This is a genomic window from Shewanella sp. 8A, from assembly GCF_023475945.1.
GTDB lineage: Bacteria > Pseudomonadota > Gammaproteobacteria > Enterobacterales > Shewanellaceae > Shewanella > Shewanella xiamenensis.
The window spans coordinates 1-22,548 of the sequence record NZ_JAMDJP010000005.1 but is presented as its reverse complement, the minus strand read 5'-3'; the positions used below and the strand labels follow the sequence as shown (position 1 = coordinate 22,548).

The following is a 22,548-nucleotide window of genomic DNA, read 5'->3' as shown; positions in this document are numbered from 1 at the left end:
GCTCATCGATCCCTTGTTCCATGCTTATCTCCCCTTCTCTCTTTTACGGCAGATCTTGCTAGCCCAGATAGCACTTATTGCTATCTCTTTATCGCGCGTAAAATAGCAAGCCAGAGCGATAAACATCATCGCTTAAGGCGTTGGCATTTCAACAAGCATAACGTGGCGTAAAAGACGGGTTATCAAGGCGTAAAGCTCGAGAAGAGATAAGGATTGAAGCAATATAATCCAGAAAAATCCCATTAAAAAAGCCCTGCAATTACTTGCAGGGCTCATCTAATCTAACTAAGTAAATGGTGCGCGTGGAAGGATTCGAACCTCCGACCGCCTGGTTCGTAGCCAGGTACTCTATCCAGCTGAGCTACACGCGCTTAAATACTGGGTAAGTTGCTACCTTACCGACAGACTTTAGTCTAGAAGAAGCACTTAAGTCTCGCAAATTAAATCTATTCACTAGGAATAGAATGGCGGAGAAGGAGGGATTCGAACCCTCGATGGGAGATAAAGCCCATACTCCCTTAGCAGGGGAGCGCCTTCGGCCACTCGGCCACCTCTCCGCAAAATCTGCATTTGTAAGCTATTGCTTACTAAAATGGTGCGCGTGGAAGGATTCGAACCTCCGACCGCCTGGTTCGTAGCCAGGTACTCTATCCAGCTGAGCTACACGCGCATTTTTGCGTTTTGCTAACAAAGCAATTGCTCTGTCAGCTAATTGGTGCGCATGGAAGGAGTCGAACCTCCGACCGCCTGGTTCGTAGCCAGGTACTCTATCCAGCTGAGCTACATGCGCAGTTTTAACAGTTATCTCAACACATTCGCATTAAGATTGAATATGGTGCGCGTGGAAGGATTCGAACCTCCGACCGCCTGGTTCGTAGCCAGGTACTCTATCCAGCTGAGCTACACGCGCTTAAAACACTTACTTGAAGCACTAATTACAAAATTTCTTCTGAAATTCAAACCTGATGAGTTAAACATAACTGATGCAGAAATGGTGCGCATGGAAGGAGTCGAACCTCCGACCGCCTGGTTCGTAGCCAGGTACTCTATCCAGCTGAGCTACATGCGCGACTTGTATCTATCTTGCTTCAATAAAAAATGGTGCGCGTGGAAGGATTCGAACCTCCGACCGCCTGGTTCGTAGCCAGGTACTCTATCCAGCTGAGCTACACGCGCAGTTTTTTATTTGTAAGAAATGGCGGAGAAGGAGGGATTCGAACCCTCGATGGGAGATAAAGCCCATACTCCCTTAGCAGGGGAGCGCCTTCGGCCACTCGGCCACCTCTCCGTTTTCTTGGCGCACATATTACTGTTTGACGAAAATAAGTCAAACCCTTTTTCTGAAACCGATTCCATTTGAACTGTTTTTAATCACATTGCGGTTATATCAAGCCAATGTGTTGATTTACGCCAATCTTTCGGTTTCAAAAATAAAAAAGTCAGTTTAAAAACTGACTTTTTTATCTGACTAATACTCGCATAAGCTTCGTATTAAAAGTTACCGCCTTCTGAAGGCGTACCTGATTTTTCAGATTGAATGCGTTGATAGATTTCTTCACGGTGAACAGAAACCTCTTTCGGTGCATTCACACCGATACGCACTTGATTGCCTTTTACCCCTAGCACTGTAACTGTGACTTCATCACCAATCATCAGTGTTTCGCCAACACGACGAGTCAAAATCAGCATTCGATAGCTCCTTTATGTCTTAATTCAGCTTACACACGGCACTCATCCGGTAGATGGGCTTATTATAGGGTCAGCTGAGTACAAATTAATAGTATTCAATACTCAAACAGTTATTTAATTACACCTTATTTAGCTCGAATGCGTGATGCAACGCTCGAACTGCCTTGTGTAAGTCCCTTTCATCGATCACAGTTGACAATTTACTCTCCGATGTCGAAAGTAACTTAGCATGGATTGTTTCGTTACCCAATACATCTAACATCTTAGTCAATAATCCAACTTTTGCCTGTAAACCTTTGCCAACTAAGGACACTTTTGCACGTTGACGCTCAACATTCAATTGGCCTAGATCAAGACTTTCACTTAAAACTTCAAGCTCATGCAATAAAACATCCACTTTCGTCTCGGCCAACATAAAGCTGACAGACTCCGCTGGTGACATTTCATTCAATTTCAAAGGAGTAATAAACTCAACGTCTATCTCAAGTCGAGCCAAACAAGCTAATAAGGCTTGATAACGCTCACTGCTGGTAAATAACCCTTCAATGGTCAAGGTTGCTAAGGCCTTATTGATCGCAATTCCTTGTACGGATGCGGGCATCGCAAGCTCAGACTCATCACCAAATTGAATTAATGTGCCCTGACCAGCTTCAAAACTCGACAACACCCGCAGCGGTACTTTAAACCGTTGTGCATATTCGACCGAGTCAGGATGAAGCACCTTAGCACCGAGCTTAGCCATTTCGAGCATGACATCAAAACCAATCACATCGAGACGTCTAGCACTGCTGTCGATATTAGGGTCTGTCGTAAAAACGCCTGGTACATCGGTAAATATTTGACACTCATCGGCTCTTAGCGCCGCCGCTAGCGCCACAGCCGTCGTATCCGAGCCACCACGACCTAAAGTGGTGACATCGCCATTAGGATCGATCCCTTGAAATCCAGCCACAATAGGCACGATGCCTTGTTCCAGCAAGGAGGTTAAGTACTCCGTATCAACACTTTCAATACTCGCCCGACCAAATTGGCTATTTGTATGGATTTGCACTTGATCGCCAGTCAGGGATCTTGCCTTGATACCGCGTCGTTGCAACGCCATCGCCATTAACGCAATACTGATTTGCTCACCCGTAGAGACAAGCATATCGAGTTCCCGCGCACTTGCGCGGGGATCGATTTGCGCCGCAAGCGCAAATAGCCTATTTGTCTCACCTGCCATAGCAGAAAGAACCAATACTTGCAGCTCACCACTGTGAGCGGACTTTGCAATCTGCTCAGCAACCACTTCGATGCGTTCAATCGAACCCACCGAAGTGCCGCCAAACTTCTTCACAAAAAGCTTGCTACCACTAAGCTTTCGTTTTTCGAGCACAGCAACCTCTTAAGCTAAACGCTCAGTAATCCAAGGTAATACTTGAGATAGCGCCGCATCCAGATTTTCTGGTTGGCTACCACCCGCTTGAGCCATATCTGGGCGACCACCACCTTTACCGCCCACTTGTGCAGCAACCATAGCAACCAGCTCACCAGCTTTGACTTTACTAACTAAGTCATTGCTCACACCCGCGATAAGGTTTACTTTGCCTTCCTGAGCAACACCGAGCAGGATAACGGCAGATTTCAGCTTTTGCTTTAACTCATCTTGCAGGCCGCGCAGTGCCCCCGCCTCAACGCCTTCCAGCTTCTTAATCAGCACGTTAACGCCATTAACCACAACCGCATCACCCGCTAAATCCGCACTCGCTGCCGCAGCTAACTTATCTTTCAGTTGCTGCATATCTTTTTCAAGCTGCTTCATTTTATCCAGCTGGGCTTTAAGCTTGGTCACAACGGATTGAGTATCGCCTTTAAGTAGTGCTGCCGCTTCTTCAAGTTGTGCCTGTTGCTGTGCCACATAGGCCATCGCTGCCGCGCCGGTTACCGCTTCGATACGGCGAACGCCCGCAGCAATACCCCCTTCAGAGGTAATTTTGAACAGACCAATGTCACCGGTACGGCCAACGTGAGTACCACCACACAATTCGATAGAGAAATCGCCCATGGTGACAACACGCACCTGAGCATCGTACTTCTCACCAAAGAGTGCCATAGCACCTTTTTCTTTGGCTTCATCAATCGCCATTTCAGCGACTTTCAGCTCATGGTTGCGACGAATTTGGGTGTTAACTAACTCTTCAACCTGTTTCAGCTCAGCAGGTTTGACTGCTTCGAAATGAGAGAAGTCGAAACGTAAACGCTCAGGGTCAACTAACGAACCTTTTTGAGTAACGTGAGTACCCAACACTTGACGCAGCGCAGCATGTAATAAGTGAGTCACAGAGTGGTTTAACTGAGTGCGGTGACGTAGCTTTTTATCCACTTTAGCTTCAAGCACTTGGCCAACGCTTAAGCTACCAACCATTAAGGTCCCTTTGTGGCCTGAAGCTTGGCCAAACTTTTGCGTATCGCTAACTGCAAACTCAATACCTTGAGCCACTAATACGCCCTTGTCACCGACTTGGCCGCCCGATTCAGCATAAAAAGGCGTTACATCGAGCACCACTACGGCATCATCACCCGCATTGATCGCTGAAACAGACTCGCCGTTCAGGTAAAGCGCGGTGACTTTAGCATTGCCAGTAAGTTCTGAGTAACCACAGAATGCGGTTTCAGCATCGATCTTAAGTGCTGCGTTGTAATCGGCGCCGAAGTTACCCGCGGCTTGAGCGCGGCTACGTTGTTCAGCCATCGCCGCTTCGAAGCCCGCTTCGTCGACAATAATATTGCGCTCACGGCATACGTCAGCGGTTAAATCTACAGGGAAGCCGTAGGTATCATAAAGTTTGAAGACAGTTTCACCGTCTAAGGTGTCACCTTGTAACTCGTTTAACGCGCTATCCAAGATGCCTAAACCACGCTCAAGCGTACGGGCAAACTGTTCTTCTTCAGCTTTAAGGGCTTTTTCAACAATCACTTGAGTATCGGCTAGACCTTTAGCGGCATCGCTCATCACTTCGATTAGCGTCGGAACTAACTTGTAGAAGAAGGCTTCAGTTGCCCCTAACTTGTTACCATGACGCACGGCACGGCGAATAATACGGCGCAGTACATAACCACGACCTTCGTTCGATGGCATCACACCATCTGCAACTAAGAAGGCGCATGAACGAATATGGTCGGCAATCACGCGCAGTGACTTGTTAGATAAGTCTGTCACGCCGATGATTTCGGCTGCTTTGGCGATCAAGGCGCGGAAAATATCGATTTCGTAGTTTGAATGAACCCCCTGCATAATCGCAGCGATACGCTCAATACCCATACCAGTATCGACTGAAGGTTTTGGCAGCGGCAACATTTCACCAGTGGCTTGGCGATTGTATTGCATGAATACGATGTTCCAAATTTCGATGAAACGATCGCCATCTTCCTCTGGGCTACCAGGACGTCCACCCCAAATGTGGTCGCCGTGATCATAGAAAATTTCGGTACAAGGGCCACAAGGACCAGTATCGCCCATTTGCCAGAAGTTATCTGAAGCGTATGGCGCGCCCTTGTTATCGCCGATGCGAATGATGTTTTCAGCAGCAACACCAATCTTTTTATTCCAAATTTCAAAGGCTTCATCATCTGTTTGATAAACAGTTACACACAGACGCTCCTTTGGTAGCTTCAATACTTCAGTCAGGAAGGTCCAACCAAAACGAATCGCATCTTCTTTGAAGTAATCACCAAAGCTGAAATTACCCAGCATTTCGAAGAAAGTATGGTGACGCGCGGTGTAACCAACGTTATCTAAATCGTTGTGTTTACCACCCGCACGGACGCAGCGTTGGGCTGTGGTCGCACGTGTATAGCTACGTTTGTCCATGCCAAGAAACACGTCCTTGAACTGGTTCATACCGGCATTGGTGAATAAAAGCGTGGGATCATTGCCTGGTACAAGAGAACTACTGTCCACAACTTGGTGACCATTGCTGCGGAAAAATTCGAGGAAAGCACTTCTAAGCGCTGCTGTGGTTTGATACATGAAATCGTCCTGAATTGGGTAAGCATGACCAGCTACACCATAAGGTAGCCGTATTTCTATTTGCCCAGCATTATAAGCAGACTGAAGAAAGACGACCAGCCTTGAATAGCGATATCACGCTTCGGAGTCTAATATTTTCGATGAGTTTTCATCTAATACAGGGCTTATCACAACAACCCAAGGTGAAAGTGGTGAAAAAGGACTAATTCTGCGAGGGAGATGAACTGAGTTAAGAATGACAAGCACAAACTTACCAGGGCAAGTTTATATGATTACATTAGGGCGTGTTGACGTTTCATGGTTATTTTTGCAGCAATGTGGCTGGCTTTTATGCAAGGCAAAGTCCGTGCTGTGTAGTTATTCTACATAAACGGACGATAACGCGGCAGAAAAGCCAACCAAATGCTGCCCGAAGGGTTCGTCTGGCAAGCCCTTGCTCTTACTTTCTGTCATAAGAGCCGCTCGTCATTTGAGTAAACTACACATCATTCCTCGTTTCGCGAGCACGAACTTGCCAGAACGAATAAAATTTAATCTCGAAACGTCTACACGCCCTAGTCATCATTATCTTCCAAAGGATCATAATCTAAGGCATAGGTGACTTGTTCGTAATTAAAGCCTTGGCTCAGTAAAAACCGTACTCGTTTGGCTTTTTCTTTTGCAATTTGCTCGCGGGATAGTGAGCCTTTTACTTCAAACACTTTAGGGACCGTATACTTTTTGATGGCTTTCGCTTTTGCCAACTCAAACCAATCATGCTCATTTGCAGATAAGGCAGCTTCGATACAATCTTTAGTCAGCCCCTTTTGAGCAATAGCTTGACGAATGCGTATTGGTCCATGACCACGGGCAATGTGGCTTCGAACGAGAAGCTCGGCATAGCGCTTATCATTGATAAATCCTGACGCTTCACAATCATCAAGCACAGGATCGATATCAGCGACCTCAAAGCCTTTTTCGAGCAGTTTTGTGCGGATTTCTTGGCGGGAATAATCGCGGCGCGCTAACAGCGCGACCGCAATTTGACGGGCAGACTGGCTCAGAATACTTCGCCTGTTTCTAAATCAATATTCCCCTCGATATTATCATCATCGGATGCTGATGATGCCAGTGCACTTGGGTTACTCAATAATAACTCACGCAATGTCTTATCGATTTCAGCGGCAATGGCTGGGTTTTCAGTCAAATATTTACCCGCATTGGCACGGCCTTGACCAATTTTATCGCCCTTGTAGCTATACCAAGCACCAGCTTTCTCAATCAGTTTATGGGCTACCCCTAAATCGACTAACTCGCCAGTACGGTTGATACCTTGACCGTAAAGGATTTGAAACTCAGCCTGCTTAAATGGTGCAGCCACTTTGTTTTTAACCACTTTGACACGAGTCTCGTTACCAACCACTTCATCGCCTTCTTTGATAGCACCAGTACGGCGAATATCTAAACGAACAGAAGCATAGAATTTCAGAGCATTACCACCCGTTGTGGTTTCTGGGTTACCAAACATCACACCAATCTTCATACGAATTTGGTTGATGAAGATTAACAGTGTATTCGATTGCTTGAGGTTACCCGCTAACTTACGCATCGCTTGGCTCATCATACGCGCCGCTAAGCCCATGTGTGAGTCACCGATTTCGCCCTCAATCTCTGCCTTGGGGGTTAATGCCGCGACCGAGTCAACGATGATCACATCTACCGCGCCAGAACGGGTTAACGCATCACAGATCTCAAGGGCTTGTTCACCGGTATCGGGTTGTGAACACAATAAGTTATCAATATCTACACCTAACTTTTTCGCGTAGATAGGATCGAGAGCGTGCTCCGCATCGATAAAGGCACAGGTTTTACCTTCGCGCTGAGCAGCTGCAATCACTTCTAATGTCAGAGTTGTTTTACCTGATGATTCAGGGCCATAAATCTCAACAATACGGCCCATTGGTAGGCCGCCCGCACCGAGGGCAACGTCAAGGGAAAGAGAACCAGTAGAAATGGTCTCAACATCCATAGAGCGGTCTTCGCCCAGCTTCATGATGGAGCCTTTACCAAATTGCTTCTCAATTTGGCTCAATACCGCAGCAAGTGCTTTCTCTTTGTTTGGATCGACCTTCATTCCTGTTCCCTCATCTAGACAGCATCAGTACTGTCAAAAGTGATATTCAATTTAATAAAGCGGGTGATCAAAAAGCGAGGCTCTTTGTCGTAATCTGCTGACTAGTATACTGTACAATCATACAGTATCAATACCTGTGAATGAATTATTTTTATACCTGAAAATTTTCCCGTTTAGACAAGCTTTTACCCACCCATCCTGCAGATTTATCAAGATATCAGTGAATATCCACGCTTTGAGGATCAATTTTCTGTAAATTGTTGCTAAGATTGGCGCCAATTGATTTTAGACAGTAATAGTGCAAATCAACTGATTTTATCTCCCATTACTGTATGACTTTATTCCCTATTTCAGGGCCGGCATAGCGGACGATAACGATTTAATGAATCCTATAGATACCGATGATTTAGAAAAACATACCCCGATGATGCGTCAATATTTGACCATGAAAGCAGAGCATCACGACATGCTGCTGTTTTATCGTATGGGTGACTTCTATGAACTCTTCTATGATGACGCCAAACGAGCCTCTGAATTATTGGGCATTTCCCTTACGGCACGAGGCAAAAGTGGTGGCGACCCGATCCCGATGGCGGGTATCCCTTACCATGCAGTTGAAGGCTATCTCGCAAAATTGGTTCAAATTGGCCAATCGGTTGCGATTTGCGAACAGATTGGCGATCCTGCCACCTCAAAAGGTCCGGTTGAGCGCAAAGTCGTACGCATTGTCACCCCAGGAACCTTAACCGATGAAGCGCTATTGCAGGAGCGGCAAGACAATCTGTTGGCCGCGGTTTATCAAGGCAAAGTGGGCTTTGGCTATGCGACTCTAGATGTGTCTTCTGGCCGTTTCGTGATTGCCGAATTAGAGACGAAGGAGTCCCTCGAAGCCGAGTTGCAACGTACGAATCCGGTCGAAATTCTTTATAGCGAAGATTTTGGTGCACTGGAGTTATTGCATCATTTTAAAGGCAAACGTCGCCGCCCTGAGTGGGAATTTGATTACGATACCAGTATCAAACTGCTGTTGGCCCAGTTTGGCACTAAGGATTTACACGGTTTCGGCATAACCGATGCTCGCCTATCGCTGCAAGCGGCAGGCTGCTTGATGCAGTACGTAAAAGACACCCAGCGCACCGCCCTGCCCCATATCAATGCTATTACCCGTTTTAATCAAACCGATACGATTGTCTTGGATGCGGCAACGCGCCGCAACCTCGAGCTGACACAAAATTTGAGTGGTGGTCGGGATAACACCCTAGCAGCCGTGCTCGACAATACTGCCACAGCCATGGGCAGCCGTATGTTACAACGCTGGATCCATCAGCCGTTGAGGGACCATGCACAGATTTTTGCTCGCCAAACGGCGGTCAATGAGTTGCTCGCGACCGCGGCCCATGAGTCATTGCATGAGCAGCTTAAAGCCCTAGGTGATATCGAACGTATCATGGCAAGACTGGCGCTTCGTACCGCTCGTCCACGGGATTTTGCCCGCCTACGCCAAGCATTAAACCTATTGCCTCAATTACAGCAATCATTAGCACAGTTAAGTGCTCCCCATACGGTGAAACTAGGTCAACTCTTAGGCGAGTTTCCCGAAGAGCAACAACTGCTTGAGCGCGCTATTGTCGATAACCCGCCCATGCTTATCCGTGATGGCGGCGTAATCCGTGAAGGCTACAATGCCGAATTAGACGAATGGCGTGGCTTAAGTGAAGGTGCCAGCGATTATCTAGTACAACTCGAAGCGCGGGAAAAAGAACGCACTGGCATTGCTACGCTGAAGGTAGGCTACAACCGAGTCCATGGTTACTACATTGAAGTCAGCCGTCTGCAATCACAGCAAGTGCCATTAAATTACCAACGCCGTCAAACCCTTAAGAATATGGAGCGTTATATCACGCCCGAGCTTAAGGAATATGAAGAAAAAGTGCTGTCGAGCCAAGGTAAGGCGCTCGCTCTTGAAAAACAACTGTGGGACGAATTGTTTGATTTAATCCTCCCCAAATTGCATGAGCTACAAGCCTTTGCCAGAGCAGCCGCCGAACTCGATGTGCTCAGTAACTTTGCCGAACGTGCCGAAACCTTAGGCTATACCTGCCCAGAACTGAGCAGCGAAATCGGGGTAAAAATTGAAGCGGGTCGTCACCCTGTGGTTGAGCGTGTGAGTCAAACGCCTTTTATCGCCAACCCTGTCACTCTGCACAATCAACGCCGGATGTTGATTGTTACAGGTCCAAACATGGGCGGTAAATCGACCTACATGCGTCAAGTTGCACTGATCACCCTAATGGCACACATTGGCAGCTTTGTACCCGCAGATCGCGCCATTATTGGTCCTATCGATCGAATTTTTACCCGTATTGGTGCCTCAGACGATCTCGCCTCAGGCCGTTCAACCTTTATGGTGGAAATGACTGAAACGGCCAATATTCTCCATAATGCCACTGCGCAGAGTTTAGTCTTGATGGATGAAATTGGTCGCGGCACATCAACCTACGATGGCCTGTCATTAGCCTGGTCTGCGGCTGAGTATTTAGCACAGCAAGTCGGCGCGATGACGCTGTTTGCGACCCATTATTTCGAGTTAACACAGTTACCGGAACTCATGGCTGGGGTCTATAACGTGCACCTCGATGCGATTGAGCACGAAGACACCATCGCCTTTATGCACGCGGTGCAAGAAGGTGCGGCCAGTAAGAGTTACGGTTTACAAGTTGCGGCCCTTGCTGGTGTACCAGCTCGGGTGATTAAGGCGGCAAAACATAAACTACATCAGCTTGAGAGTCGCGACCATCAAGTAGAGGGCACAAAGGCACCGATTCAAACCTTGTTAGCCCTGCCGGAGCCAGTGGAGAATCCGGCCATAAGCAAGTTAAAAGCCATCAATCCAGATAACCTGACCCCAAAACAGGCACTGGATTTACTCTATGAGCTTAAACGCTTGAGTTAAATAGCTTTGTTCATCGTAACTTAATAATAAAAACGCCCACAAAGTGGGCGTTTTTTTATGGGTTGATTAAACAACCTTAAGCATTAGTTTCTAAATAAAGCCTCTACAGATAGCCCTTGCGCCCCCAGCAAATCGCGCATGCGTTTTAAGGCTTCCACTTGGATTTGGCGCACACGTTCACGAGTGAGACCAATTTCAGCGCCAACATCTTCAAGAGTTGATGGCTCGTAACCCAATAACCCAAAGCGTCGCGCTAACACTTCTCTTTGCTTGGTATTAAGTTCATTTAACCACTTCACTACTGAGTTAGAGATGTCTTCGTCTTGTACTTTAAAGTCTGGACCTACGTTATCGTCATCAGCAAGCACATCGAGTAACGCTTTGTCGTTATCGCCACCTAAGGGAATATCGACAGAAGTGATCTTCTCGTTGAGCTTCAGCATACGGCTGACGTCAACACTGGATACTTGCAATTTTTCGGCAATTTCCTCTGCCGTAGGTTCATGGTCAAGTTTTTGCGCTAATTCCCGAGCCGTACGTAAATATACGTTAAGCTCTTTTACTACATGGATAGGCAAGCGAATTGTGCGAGTTTGGTTCATGATTGCACGTTCGATGGTTTGTCTGATCCACCAAGTCGCATAGGTTGAGAAACGGAAACCTCTTTCTGGGTCGAATTTCTCGACAGCACGTATCAAACCAAGATTACCCTCTTCGATTAAATCCAGCAGCGCAAGACCACGATTATTGTAACGACGGGCAATTTTAACCACGAGTCGCAGGTTGCTTTCGATCATGCGGTTACGGGATTTTTCGCAGCCTTTTAAGGCTTTACGGGAAAAGTAAACTTCTTCTTCTGCACTAAGCAGTGGGGAAAACCCTATTTCACCTAAATAGAGTTGTGTGGCATCAAGATTTTTTTGCAGGTCATCTTGAACCTGTTGTTCGAGTCCTAATTCTTGAACTAAATCAGCGGCGATATCCTCTTTATCGAGATCAAACTCTGCGGCATCAACGGAAAAATCTACTAGTTCTTCTACGGCAGTGCTATTTATGCGGCTCATGATCGAATCTCCCAAACCTAATTTAACTGCTTGTATTACTGCAATTTATTATCCTCCATGCCAAAACAAGGCCCTAAACAATCATTGCTTAGGTAAGTAGTTGAGTGGGTTAACAGACTGACCATGGTAACGAATTTCAAAACGTAACATTACTTGATTAGTACCTGTACTACCCATTTTAGCAATCGTCTGTCCAGCGAGGACATGTTGCTTTTCATCGACTAAGATCTGATCCGCATGAGCATAAGCACTAAGGTAATCGTCACTATGTTTGATAATAACTAAATTACCATAACCCCTAAGCGCACTACCTGCGTATACCACCCGCCCATCTGCTGCAGCTTTGATGATATCTCCACGTTTTCCTGCGATCTTAATACCTTTATTTCCCTGCTCATTGGCAGAGTATGTTCCTATCAATTTACCTCTTACAGGCCATTGCCACTGGCTTACACTATCGGGTAGTGTCGATGTCGGAGCAATTATTGAAGGGTTAATATTTTGTTGGGAACTTGTTGCAGAATACGCAGGCTTTGCTTTCTGATCAAGTGTTTTTTTCTGTGTTTCACTAGATACAGAATTCTGAGAAAAATCATCATTAACTGATTGTTTTTTATTTTTATTATGCTGATAACCACCTTTACTTACCGAATTAATTCCACCTAAAGTCGTAGAAGGTTTACTATTTTGATTATGGTCATATGTTAAATACAAAACCTGACCAGGATAGATGGTATACGATTTATCTAATTGATTAATTTTAGCAATTTCAGCGTAATCTTTGCCTGCTGCCCAAGAAATAGAGTAAAGAGTGTCGCCTTTCTTAACTTTATATGAATTAGATTTAATATTGCCTTTGTTGTGCTTTGAATAATTGTGGGAAAGACTTTCGACAGGTGCGGGGCGACTCGCCTGAAAGCTACAGCCCGCAAGCAACAACAGTAAACTGAGGTTTAAAAGTAAACCCGCATTCAACAATAAAAACTCCTTTTTGGGGCTATCTTACTGTTTTAGTAATTTATAAATCGATAAACGCGCTATGCAAGCTCACCATTTACTAAAGGAACAAATTTGACTGTCTCTATCACTTCAGAACTAAAACTATCCAAGTGACGCGTAATCCGCATCAATTGCTGCGTTTCTTCACCCACAGGGATAATTAATACACCGCCTTCGGCTAACTGGGATAATAACGCTTCAGGAACCTTTGCGGCAGCTGCGGTGACCATAATGCCATTATAGGGACTACGATTCTGCCAGCCCTGCCAGCCATCGCCATACTTAAAGGAAACATTATGCAGATCGAGCCGCTTTAATCTTTGCCTTGCTTGGATCTGTAACGTCTTTATACGTTCCACAGTGCAAAGCTCTGGTACTAATTGGGCGAGAATCGCCGCTTGATAACCTGAGCCCGTTCCAACTTCAAGCACCTTATGTGGCTGATGCTGCAGCAGTAACTCAGTCATTCGCGCGACGATATAAGGCTGAGAAATGGTTTGCCCTTGACCAATAGGTAAGGCTGTATTCTCATAGGCTTTATGGGCTAACGCATTATCAAGAAACAATTCGCGTGGTGTATAGGATATTGCCTTAAGCACGGCTGGATTGCGGATCCCCGCATCCTGAAGCTTTTTCGCTAAATTCACCGCCGATGTTAAGGCAACTCGAGTCATATTTTATCTACCCAATTTTGCAATATCGATAATTGTTTATACGCGGTCAAGTCTACGGTTAACGGAGTGATCGACACATAACCATGAGCAATGGCATGGAAATCGGTACCTTCACTCGCATCTTGTTCAACACCCGGTGGGCCGAGCCAAAAAATTTCTCGTCCTGCGGGATCTTGCGTACGCACAATGCCTTCAGCTTTATGCCGCGCTCCAAGGCGCGTCACTCTTATGCCTTTAATCTCATCCAACGGTAAATCCGGCACATTGATATTGAGGATCTGATCACTGGCAATCGGGTGCGCTAATAGCCCCTGCACGATTCGCCGCGCGTAAACGGCGGCAGTGTGATAATGCTTAAAGGCTTTACCATTAAGCGAAATCGCTACTGCGGGGAAGCCTAAAAAACGCCCTTCCATTGCCGCCGCGACCGTGCCCGAATATAAAGTATCATCCCCCATATTCGCGCCAGCATTGATGCCCGATACCACCATATCAGGCTCACCATCACAGAGCTCCCGTATGGCTAAGTGGACGCAATCTGTTGGTGTACCGTACACCGAAATATAACCATTATCTAACCTATTAATTCTTAATGGATTAGTCAAGGTTAAAGAGTTACTTGCACCGGAACAATTACGATCAGGTGCGACCGTCATCACAGTGGCGATTTCGGCAAGCGCCTCCGTTAAGGCTTTTATTCCCGGCGCATTCACCCCATCATCATTGCTGACAAGGATGCGGATCATAAAGTGGACTCGCCATTGTCGATTAGATTGACCTCTGCAACATCGCTTTCAGTTGCAGTATTTGCCTCAGGAGCATTCGCATCCGGCGTAACTGTTGCTTGCCATTGCAGCTCTTTGACATCTTGATAATCAACCAGCTCTCTTAACAGCGATGTCGCAAAGCTACCCGCAGGTAAAATAAACTCGAGTACCAATCCATCCGCGGTTTGCTCGTATTTAAGTCCTTGAGGTTCCAGTAGCAATGGGCGGCGCTCCTGCTCAAGACCTGCGTGCTCAAGGCCGTAGCAATCGTCGCCCAGCTCAGCCATGGCTTGGGTTTCAACCTCAGCGGCTTCGCCCTGCGGCAGCATTTTTCCGCGGCCCCAGAGTGGCGCAGAAAGTTGAATATCTTTCTCAATCAAACGTTTTAATACCACTAAATCCCATTCAGGCGTAACGAAAAAGCTTTTACTGCCCGCTAGCATCACACAATCCCCCGCTAAGGGTTTAGTGCCATAATTCGCTAAACGATAGGAGACAACGGTATTGAATAGATTGGAGCGCACCGCAGACAGATACATGCTGCGCTTATTACGGTCTTTCACCTTTTTGCCCGCTAGCATTTGCCGTCCCATCACCAGGTTTTTACCATCGTGACCGAAACGCTGCTCACCAAAATAATTGGGCACACCGATTTGGCTGACTTTCTCGATGCGGCTGATAATGTCTTCCACGTTTGTGATATTGCGCAGGGTAAGGATAAAACGGTTGCCCAAGAGCGCGCCAATACGTAATTTTTTGCTGTGGCGACTACTGGATAATATGGTTAAACGTTCGCTGTTTAGCTCGCTCCACGCAGGGGTTTCTTTACCTGGGATACGAATGCCAAACCACTGTTCTGTGATGGCATTTTTATCTTTTTGTCCTGCATAGGTCACTTCTTTGGGATGAACCTTAGCGAACTTCGCCAGCATTTCAGCCACTTGTACCGTGTTCAATCCATCCTTACGAATGTGGACTAAATGATGCTCGCCCTCGCCCGACGGGCTAAAAGGCAAAATCTCTTTGACGATAAAGTCACTGTTAACGGTTCTTAAATCTGCGGTGCCCGTCGGTTTGCCGTACAGGTAATGTAGTTCGCTCATGGGTCTTTCTTATCTCTTAAAGTTGCAGGCTATTGGCGGCTGAGTAATACGACGGCTTCGACCGCGATGCCTTCTTTACGGCCAGTAAATCCGAGTTTTTCTGTGGTAGTAGCCTTGACGTTGATATCTGCAATATCAGCATTAAGATCGGCTGCCAGCACGTGGCGCATATCCTCGATATGCGGCGCCATCTTAGGCGCCTGGGCAATAATAGTGACATCCAGATTACCCAGCTCAAATCCCTTCGCCCGCGCTAAGGCATAACAATGGCGCAGCAAAACGCGACTATCGGCGCCCTTATAGGCGGCATCGGTATCAGGGAAATGTTTACCTATATCCCCAAGGGCCATCGCCCCTAAAATGGCATCAGAGATGGCATGCAGCACCACATCACCATCGGAATGAGCTACCAGCCCCGTTTCGTAGGGTACTTCGACCCCGCATAAAATTAACGGGCGCGGTTCACCAAATTTATGAACATCAAAACCATGGCCGATACGGATTTTCATGACTTATTTCCTAACGTATTTAATAAATTGCGCAATTCACTCAGCTTGCCTTCAAGCCTTAGCACGCAGTAAAAAAAGTTCTGCTAACTCCAAATCATAGGGATGGGTCACTTTAATGTTATCCGCCCGCCCAGCGACTAATCCAGGGGAAATCCCCGCCCACTCCATCGCTGAGGCCTCATCGGTCACAACGGCCCCTGCGGCAAGCGCGGCTTTTAAATGTAATCGCAACAAGGAGGTTGGAAATAACTGCGGCGTCAAGGCATGCCAGAGATTATCGCGGCAAACGGTCGAGCTGATTTCACCTAAGCTATTGGCGCGCTTCATGGTATCGCGGACTGGCATCGCCAAAATGGCACCTTGGGGAAAGTGCACCCGCGAAGCCAGCAATTTATCTATGTCTCCCGCCGTTAAGCAGGGTCTAGCCGCATCGTGTACTAAAGCCCAACCATTGTCGGGCGCCTTATCGAGTGCCGCCAGCACTGAGTCGGCGCGCTCAGAGCCGCCAATAACAGTCACCAGCTTGGGATGCTTGGCCTGGGGCAACGCGGCAAACTCGGTATCCTCAGGATGCAGCGCGACAATCACTTGGTTAATTTGCGGATGGGACAATAACTTGTCTAAGGTATGAGCCAGAATGCTTTGCCCCAACAAAGTTAAATATTGCTTGGGTTTGCCCGCACCCATACGACTGCCAATCCCCGCGGCTGGCACAATTGCAACCACATTAGGTGAAAAAGGATCCAGCTGAATAGCGACTTCTGTTTCAGTCTGTGGCACGGCTTCTAAGACGATATCCATTTGTGCTCCGTTACTGCGAGGGACTCGATACTGCACGGTCACCGCCCACCACGCGATAGAAGGTTTCGCCCTCTTTCACCATGCCAAGCTCGTTACGCGCCCGCTCTTCAATCGCTTCGGTACCACTCTTAAGATCGATAATTTCTTCTTTAAGCACTTGGTTACGCTCATTGAGTTTTGCATTACCATCTTGCTGAGCCGCAATCTGTTTTTGCAGAACAAAGTATTCGGGCAGACTGTTATCGCCCGACCACAGCCGATATTGCAGTAAACCGAGTAGCACTATGAGTGCAATGACAAAAAATTTCATGGAGGAATTAGCGTCAATGTCTTGGATTAAAAAAAGATACTGCAGATAGTACAACAAAAAAGGCCACCAAGTGGTGGCCTTTTTACATCGGTCGGCTAAATTACGCCTGACCTTTGATTTCCTTCAAACCGCGATAAGGTGCTTTTTCACCTAATTGCTCTTCGATACGTAGCAATTGGTTGTATTTAGCCACACGGTCAGAACGGCACAGTGAACCAGTCTTGATTTGGCCAGCCGCAGTACCTACCGCTAAATCAGCGATAGTAGCGTCTTCAGTTTCACCGCTACGGTGTGAAATAACCGCAGTGTAACCCGCCGCTTTTGCCATACGGATAGCCGCTAAGGTTTCAGTTAATGAACCGATTTGGTTGAACTTGATCAGGATTGAGTTAGCAATGCCATTCTCGATACCACGGGTTAAAATCTTAGTGTTGGTTACGAATAAATCGTCGCCCACTAATTGGATCTTGTCGCCCATGATCTTAGTTTGGTATGCCCAACCATCCCAATCTGACTCGTCCAGACCGTCTTCGATAGAGACAATTGGATATTGTTCAGTCAGTGATTTCAGGAAGTCAGAGAAACCGTTTGAATCGAATACTTTGCCTTCGCCTGACAGGTCATATTTACCGTCTTTGTAGAACTCAGAAGCCGCGCAGTCTAATGCCAGAGTCACGTCAGTACCCAGCTTGTAACCCGCTAACTCAACGGCTTCTTTGATTACCGCTAATGCATCGGCGTTAGAAGACAGGTTAGGTGCGAAACCACCTTCGTCACCTACAGAAGTGCTCAGGCCTTTACCGTGCAGTACTTTTTTCAGAGTGTGGAAAATCTCAGCGCCCATACGTAAAGCTTCGCGGAAGTTTTTCGCGCCAACAGGTTGCACCATGAACTCTTGGATATCAACGTTGTTATCAGCGTGCTCGCCACCGTTGAGGATGTTCATCATCGGTACTGGCATAGCGTATTGGCCAGGTGTGCCGTTTAATTCCGCAATGTGGGCGTATAAAGGCATGCCTTTAAATGCCGCAGCCGCTTTAGCCGCCGCTAAAGACACAGCGAGAATCGCGTTAGCGCCTAACTTGTCTTTGTTTTCAGTACCGTCTAAGTCGATCATGATTTGATCAAGTTCGGCTTGGGCAGTCGCATCTTTACCGATTAACGCAGCACGGATAGGACCGTTTACGTTAGCCACAGCAGTTAATACACCTTTACCTAAATAACGGCTCTTGTCGCCATCACGCAGTTCCAGCGCTTCGCGGCTACCGGTAGAAGCACCAGATGGCGCAGCCGCCATACCGATAAAACCACCTTCTAAATGCACTTCGGCTTCAACTGTTGGGTTACCACGAGAATCCATAATCTCGCGACCAATCACGTTAATAATCTTAGCCATATTACCCTCGATTTAAGTTTAAAAGAGAAAAGAAAAAACCAATACCAATGGGAATTAACAGATGTAGAGTACGACCAAAATCTTTAAATTCCGTTTACTATTTCCGTCTATACGCATGTCGTTTATACACATGGGTATGAGTTTTGACTCATGTTTACGCGGCCTGAGTGTAACAAAAGGCCGGGCCCACTGTCGCGGGTCCGGCCTTAAAATTTATTTCTTCAGATCACGTTTTTGATGTGCACTCGCGGCAGCAACGAAACCTTCGAACAATGGATGACCATCGCGTGGGGTCGAAGTAAATTCTGGGTGGAATTGACCCGCTACAAACCAAGGATGATCTTTGAGCTCAATCATCTCAACCAGTTTACGGTCAGAAGATAAACCACTAAATACCAGACCCGCTTGTTCTAAACGTTCTCTGTACTTGTTGTTCACTTCGTAACGATGACGGTGACGCTCAACACAAGTGTTACCTTTGTACGCTTGCGCCGCTTTTGAGCCTTCCAGCAGATGACATAACTGCGCACCTAAACGCATAGTGCCACCTAAGTCAGAGGCTTCATGGCGCTGTTCAACATTACCTTCTTCGTCAACCCATTCAGTGATTAAGCCAACCACTGGGAATGGCGTTGCTTTATTGAATTCGGTTGAGTGAGCATCGGCCATGCCTGCAACGTTACGGGCAAATTCAATCAGTGCCACTTGCATACCTAAACAGATACCGAAGTATGGCAGGTTGTTTTCACGGGCAAATTTAGCCGCCAGAATCTTACCTTCCACACCGCGCTCACCGAAGCCCCCTGGGACTAAGATACCGTCTAAACCTTGTAAGACTTCATCGCCTTTGGCTTCAACGGTTTGTGAGTCGATATACTTGATAGTCACAGATACGCGGTTTTTCAGGCCTGCGTGTTTTAACGCTTCGTTGACTGATTTATAGGCGTCTGGCAGTTCGATGTATTTACCCACCATACCAATCACGACTTCGCCGTTTGGATTGGCTTCTTGGTAAATGACGTTTTCCCACTCAGACAAGTCAGCTTCGCGGCATTCTAAGCCAAAACGCTTAACCACTAAGTCATCTAAACCCTGTGAGCGCAGCAGCGCTGGGATCTTGTAGATGCTGTCGACGTCTTTTAATGAAATAACCGCACGTTCTTCAACGTTACAGAATAATGAAATCTTCGCACGCTCGTTAGCAGGAATCGCACGGTCGCCACGGCAGATCAATACGTCTGGTGCAATACCGATAGAACGCAACTCTTTTACAGAGTGTTGAGTCGGTTTCGTTTTCACTTCGCCCGCAGCGCCTAAGAATGGCACTAAGGTTAAATGCATAAACAGGGTACGATCGCGGCCCAGTTCAACGCCTAATTGGCGAATAGACTCAAGGAATGGCAGTGATTCGATATCACCCACAGTACCGCCGATTTCAACGATAGCTACATCGTGACCTTCGCCACCAGCTAATACTTTTTCTTTGATCGCGTTAGTGATGTGCGGGATCACCTGAATTGTCGCGCCTAAATAGTCACCGCGACGTTCTTTACGTAATACTTCTTCGTAAATACGGCCTGTAGTGAAGTTGTTGCGACGATTCATCTTAGTGCGGATGAAACGCTCATAGTGGCCTAGGTCGAGGTCTGTTTCTGCGCCGTCCTCAGTCACAAACACTTCACCATGTTGCGTTGGGCTCATGGTACCTGGATCAACGTTAATGTATGGGTCCAGTTTCATGATGGTTACATTGAGACCACGGGCCTCTAAAATTGCGGCTAATGAAGCGGCTGCAATGCCTTTACCTAGTGATGAAACCACACCACCAGTAACGAAGATATACCTTGTAGTCATGCTGAACCTGAGAAAATGAGTTTGAAAATACGTGCTTGTAAGAAAGCACTAGGACGGGGCAGTAGTATACCAAAGGTGTTGCCATTCGACAAACACCAATCCGGATAATTTGCCCTTTATCTTGGCTCACCCTGTTTAACCTTATCCCAGTAGGCATCTAACTCTTCTAAGCTATGTTCTTCTAATGCTTTATTATTTTGTCTTGCAAATGCCTCTACACCTTTAAAACGGCGTTCAAATTTAACATTGGCTTGGCGCAGCGCTTGTTCTGGGTCCACCTTTAAATGGCGCGCCAAATTCACCACCGCAAAAAATAAGTCACCCATTTCGGCCTGCACTTTGGCTTGGTCGAGCGTTGGCTGGTTCACCTCCGCCAGCACTTCATCAATTTCCTCATGGATTTTTGCCACAACTGGCTCAAGCTCAGGCCAATCGAACCCAACGCGCGCGACCCGCTGTTGAATTTTGATAGAACGGGATAACGCTGGCTGTGCGCGCGGAATATCATCAAGCACAGAAACCTCGCTTCGAGAAGTCACCCCAGCCGCCAATGCCTTTTGTTCACGCTCGCTGGCTTTGATTGCTTCCCAATTGGCCTTCATCTGCTGACTACTGGCATCGGCCTCAAACGCGGCTTCACCAAATACATGGGGATGACGGCGGGTCAGCTTATCAGTGATTTTATTGACGACTGTGCTGAAATCAAACCTGCCCAGCTCTTTGCCAAGCTGGCAATAAAACACCACTTGGAATAATAAATCCCCCAGCTCATCGGGCAATTCGTCTAAGGCTAAACGTTCAATCGTATCGGCCACCTCATAGGCCTCTTCGAGGGTAAAAGGCACTATGGTTTGAAATGTCTGCGCCTTATCCCAAGGACAACCCGTTTGTGGATCGCGCAGCTTCTCCATAATCTTCAGTAGCGGCGCAACATCGGTTGCTGAAACTGCTGCTGCGGGAAGCTTGTTTGGTGATGGCACTTTTGAAGAGGGTTCTTTGGTTGATAGCTCTGCTGCTGAAAGCTCTGTAGTAGAAGGCGTGGTATGGGAAGTCATGCAGATATCCTTTCAAGAAAGAGAGTCGACACAGGTGCAGGATGCGTAAACAGGAATACACTCAAGCTGAGTCGCAACTAAGGCCGTAATAAGGGCAATAAAGCGCTAATGATAAAGTAGCCAAGCTAAAAGTGCTATTTTGAGTCTGATATTAGGCTTTAACGAAGAGGATATGCCCCATTCCTTGTTTCGGCTCGTTAGATCAACCGAAAGTTCCTACACCTGTAGCCATACAAACTCTCATCTAGTTACCTATGTTTTGCCCTACCATAAATCGACTAACAATGTATGAGTATACAGTCGTATTTAAATTTAGGTGTTTTGGTATGATTTTTAGACAAAATCAGTGCGCACTAATTCCATCCGCAATAAATAAAACTCTATAAAATCAGGTGAATATAGTAACTGAATTTTAGTTAATAGGTTTGGAAAACGCGCATGCGCGTTTTTCCAGATAGTATATTAGGCAAAAAGCTGATAAGTTCTTTGTATACAGATAGTTAACTGTGCGCGTTTTCACTGGTCTAACATGATAAACGCGCATGCGCACGAATAAAATGTTAAAAAGAAATGGAGTCACCACATGAAGTGGGCTTTTATAGATTACGAGAACGTGAGTAATCTGGACAAAATAGATTTGGCCGCATATGAAAAAATCATCATATTTCTCGGCGCAAAGCAACCAAAGTTAGACTTTGGTGAAAAGAAATACGACAAGCTACTGAATTTGGTCATCATTCAAATGAAGGCTGTGCAGGCAAATAACCTTGACTTCCATTTGTCCTATTACTTGGGCAAGTATGACTCTATTGCGGAAAAGCAAATTGCCTTTGAAGTTATAAGCAATGACAATGGTTATTCACCTTTAATATCCCACGTAAAAGCAAATGGGCGAGCATGCAAACAAATTAAAGTTGAATCGCCGTCTCAGTCTGGAAATAAGCTGGTTTCAAGCCTAACTTCAAAGCCGAAAGAAAAAAGGCCCCAGAAAGTTGTTAGCCTGAAAAATCATATTGCTTCCCATCTTGGTTTAAAAGGCAATGAAATTGCCATTCAAAATCAGGTGAATTATTTAGTAAATTCTAAGGTAATTTCTGTAAGTAACGGCACGAGCGTAGAGTATCTCGTGTAAAACATTTTTTAATCGGGTAGCCGGAGGTATTTAGCCTCCAGCCCCCACACCACCCTGCATGCGGCTCCGCACAGGGCGGTTCATTTAGAACGCCTAACCTGTTTTCTGGTTCGGATAGTG

At 46.5% G+C, this 22,548-nt stretch carries 18 protein-coding genes and 8 tRNA genes; 2 read left to right on the top strand and 24 right to left on the bottom strand.

Going from position 1 to position 22,548, the window contains the following annotated elements; all coding sequences use genetic code 11:
• Positions 1-294: 294 nt before the first annotated feature.
• The 13 genes from M0413_RS05095 to recA all read right to left on the bottom strand — a co-directional run bounded on the left by M0413_RS05095 (position 295) and on the right by recA (position 7,811).
• Positions 295-371: transfer RNA gene (locus M0413_RS05095), tRNA-Arg, on the bottom strand.
• Between the two features lie 94 nt (positions 372-465).
• Positions 466-557, bottom strand: a tRNA-Ser gene (locus tag M0413_RS05090).
• Positions 558-593: 36 nt separating this feature from the next.
• Positions 594-670: transfer RNA gene (locus M0413_RS05085), tRNA-Arg, on the bottom strand.
• Between the two features lie 43 nt (positions 671-713).
• A tRNA-Arg gene (locus M0413_RS05080) sits at positions 714-790 on the bottom strand.
• 43 nt (positions 791-833) lie between these two features.
• Positions 834-910: transfer RNA gene (locus M0413_RS05075), tRNA-Arg, on the bottom strand.
• Positions 911-992: 82 nt separating this feature from the next.
• Positions 993-1,069: transfer RNA gene (locus M0413_RS05070), tRNA-Arg, on the bottom strand.
• Between the two features lie 30 nt (positions 1,070-1,099).
• A tRNA-Arg gene (locus tag M0413_RS05065) sits at positions 1,100-1,176 on the bottom strand.
• Between the two features lie 20 nt (positions 1,177-1,196).
• Positions 1,197-1,288: transfer RNA gene (locus M0413_RS05060), tRNA-Ser, on the bottom strand.
• Between the two features lie 203 nt (positions 1,289-1,491).
• Positions 1,492-1,689: a carbon storage regulator CsrA gene (csrA, locus tag M0413_RS05055; RefSeq protein ID WP_006082602.1), complete on the bottom strand. Its 198-nt coding sequence runs from the start codon at positions 1,687-1,689 to the stop codon at positions 1,492-1,494.
• 118 nt (positions 1,690-1,807) lie between these two features.
• Entirely contained in the window at positions 1,808-3,064 is a 1,257-nt protein-coding gene (locus tag M0413_RS05050) for an aspartate kinase (RefSeq protein WP_144376150.1), read from the bottom strand.
• Between the two features lie 9 nt (positions 3,065-3,073).
• On the bottom strand, positions 3,074-5,698 hold the full coding sequence (alaS, locus tag M0413_RS05045; protein ID WP_249553363.1) for an alanine--tRNA ligase: 2,625 nt from the start codon (positions 5,696-5,698) through the stop codon (positions 3,074-3,076).
• A 554-nt stretch (positions 5,699-6,252) separates the two neighbouring features.
• Positions 6,253-6,720 (bottom strand): regulatory protein RecX, encoded by a 468-nt coding sequence (locus M0413_RS05040; RefSeq protein ID WP_374915250.1) that lies wholly within the window; start codon positions 6,718-6,720, stop codon positions 6,253-6,255.
• 17 nt (positions 6,721-6,737) lie between these two features.
• Complete coding sequence (recA, locus tag M0413_RS05035) at positions 6,738-7,811, bottom strand: recombinase RecA (RefSeq protein WP_037420979.1); 1,074 nt, start codon at positions 7,809-7,811, stop codon at positions 6,738-6,740.
• Positions 7,812-8,193: 382 nt separating this feature from the next.
• On the opposite strand from recA, the gene mutS reads away from it, so the two are divergent.
• The gene (gene mutS / locus M0413_RS05030; protein ID WP_037426206.1) at positions 8,194-10,764 is read left to right on the top strand and encodes a DNA mismatch repair protein MutS; all 2,571 of its coding nucleotides are present in this window, start codon (positions 8,194-8,196) and stop codon (positions 10,762-10,764) included.
• 83 nt (positions 10,765-10,847) lie between these two features.
• Here the strand turns inward: mutS and rpoS are convergent, their stop codons facing one another.
• The 11 genes from rpoS to mazG all read right to left on the bottom strand — a co-directional run bounded on the left by rpoS (position 10,848) and on the right by mazG (position 21,296).
• Entirely contained in the window at positions 10,848-11,828 is a 981-nt protein-coding gene (gene rpoS / locus M0413_RS05025; protein WP_037421178.1) for an RNA polymerase sigma factor RpoS, read from the bottom strand.
• 81 nt (positions 11,829-11,909) lie between these two features.
• Positions 11,910-12,806 carry a peptidoglycan DD-metalloendopeptidase family protein gene (locus M0413_RS05020; RefSeq protein WP_249553361.1) on the bottom strand — a complete coding sequence of 299 codons (897 nt, stop codon included), beginning with the start codon at positions 12,804-12,806 and terminating at the stop codon, positions 11,910-11,912.
• A gap of 59 nt (positions 12,807-12,865) precedes the next feature.
• On the bottom strand, positions 12,866-13,501 hold the full coding sequence (locus M0413_RS05015) for a protein-L-isoaspartate(D-aspartate) O-methyltransferase (RefSeq protein WP_037421172.1): 636 nt from the start codon (positions 13,499-13,501) through the stop codon (positions 12,866-12,868).
• Positions 13,498-14,247 (bottom strand): 5'/3'-nucleotidase SurE, encoded by a 750-nt coding sequence (surE, locus tag M0413_RS05010; RefSeq protein ID WP_037426213.1) that lies wholly within the window; start codon positions 14,245-14,247, stop codon positions 13,498-13,500. Before surE ends, M0413_RS05015 begins: the two co-directional genes overlap by 4 nt.
• On the bottom strand, positions 14,244-15,371 hold the full coding sequence (gene truD, locus M0413_RS05005; protein WP_249553359.1) for a tRNA pseudouridine(13) synthase TruD: 1,128 nt from the start codon (positions 15,369-15,371) through the stop codon (positions 14,244-14,246). The genes surE and truD overlap by 4 nt, the downstream gene beginning before the upstream one ends.
• A 29-nt stretch (positions 15,372-15,400) precedes the next feature.
• Complete coding sequence (ispF, locus tag M0413_RS05000; RefSeq protein ID WP_037421163.1) at positions 15,401-15,880, bottom strand: 2-C-methyl-D-erythritol 2,4-cyclodiphosphate synthase; 480 nt, start codon at positions 15,878-15,880, stop codon at positions 15,401-15,403.
• Between the two features lie 51 nt (positions 15,881-15,931).
• Complete coding sequence (gene ispD / locus M0413_RS04995; protein WP_069453322.1) at positions 15,932-16,681, bottom strand: 2-C-methyl-D-erythritol 4-phosphate cytidylyltransferase; 750 nt, start codon at positions 16,679-16,681, stop codon at positions 15,932-15,934.
• A gap of 10 nt (positions 16,682-16,691) precedes the next feature.
• On the bottom strand, positions 16,692-16,991 hold the full coding sequence (ftsB, locus tag M0413_RS04990) for a cell division protein FtsB (RefSeq protein ID WP_086023979.1): 300 nt from the start codon (positions 16,989-16,991) through the stop codon (positions 16,692-16,694).
• 100 nt (positions 16,992-17,091) lie between these two features.
• Positions 17,092-18,387: a phosphopyruvate hydratase gene (eno, locus tag M0413_RS04985; protein ID WP_011621904.1), complete on the bottom strand. Its 1,296-nt coding sequence runs from the start codon at positions 18,385-18,387 to the stop codon at positions 17,092-17,094.
• A 213-nt stretch (positions 18,388-18,600) separates the two neighbouring features.
• The gene (gene pyrG, locus M0413_RS04980) at positions 18,601-20,241 is read right to left on the bottom strand and encodes a CTP synthase (protein WP_055648578.1); all 1,641 of its coding nucleotides are present in this window, start codon (positions 20,239-20,241) and stop codon (positions 18,601-18,603) included.
• Positions 20,242-20,357: 116 nt separating this feature from the next.
• Entirely contained in the window at positions 20,358-21,296 is a 939-nt protein-coding gene (gene mazG / locus M0413_RS04975) for a nucleoside triphosphate pyrophosphohydrolase (protein ID WP_249553357.1), read from the bottom strand.
• Between the two features lie 583 nt (positions 21,297-21,879).
• Here mazG and M0413_RS04970 point away from each other — a divergent pair.
• A complete protein-coding gene (locus M0413_RS04970) occupies positions 21,880-22,428 on the top strand; it encodes a PIN domain-containing protein (RefSeq protein WP_249553354.1) in 549 nt (182 codons plus the stop codon).
• The last annotated feature ends 120 nt before the right edge of the window (positions 22,429-22,548 follow it).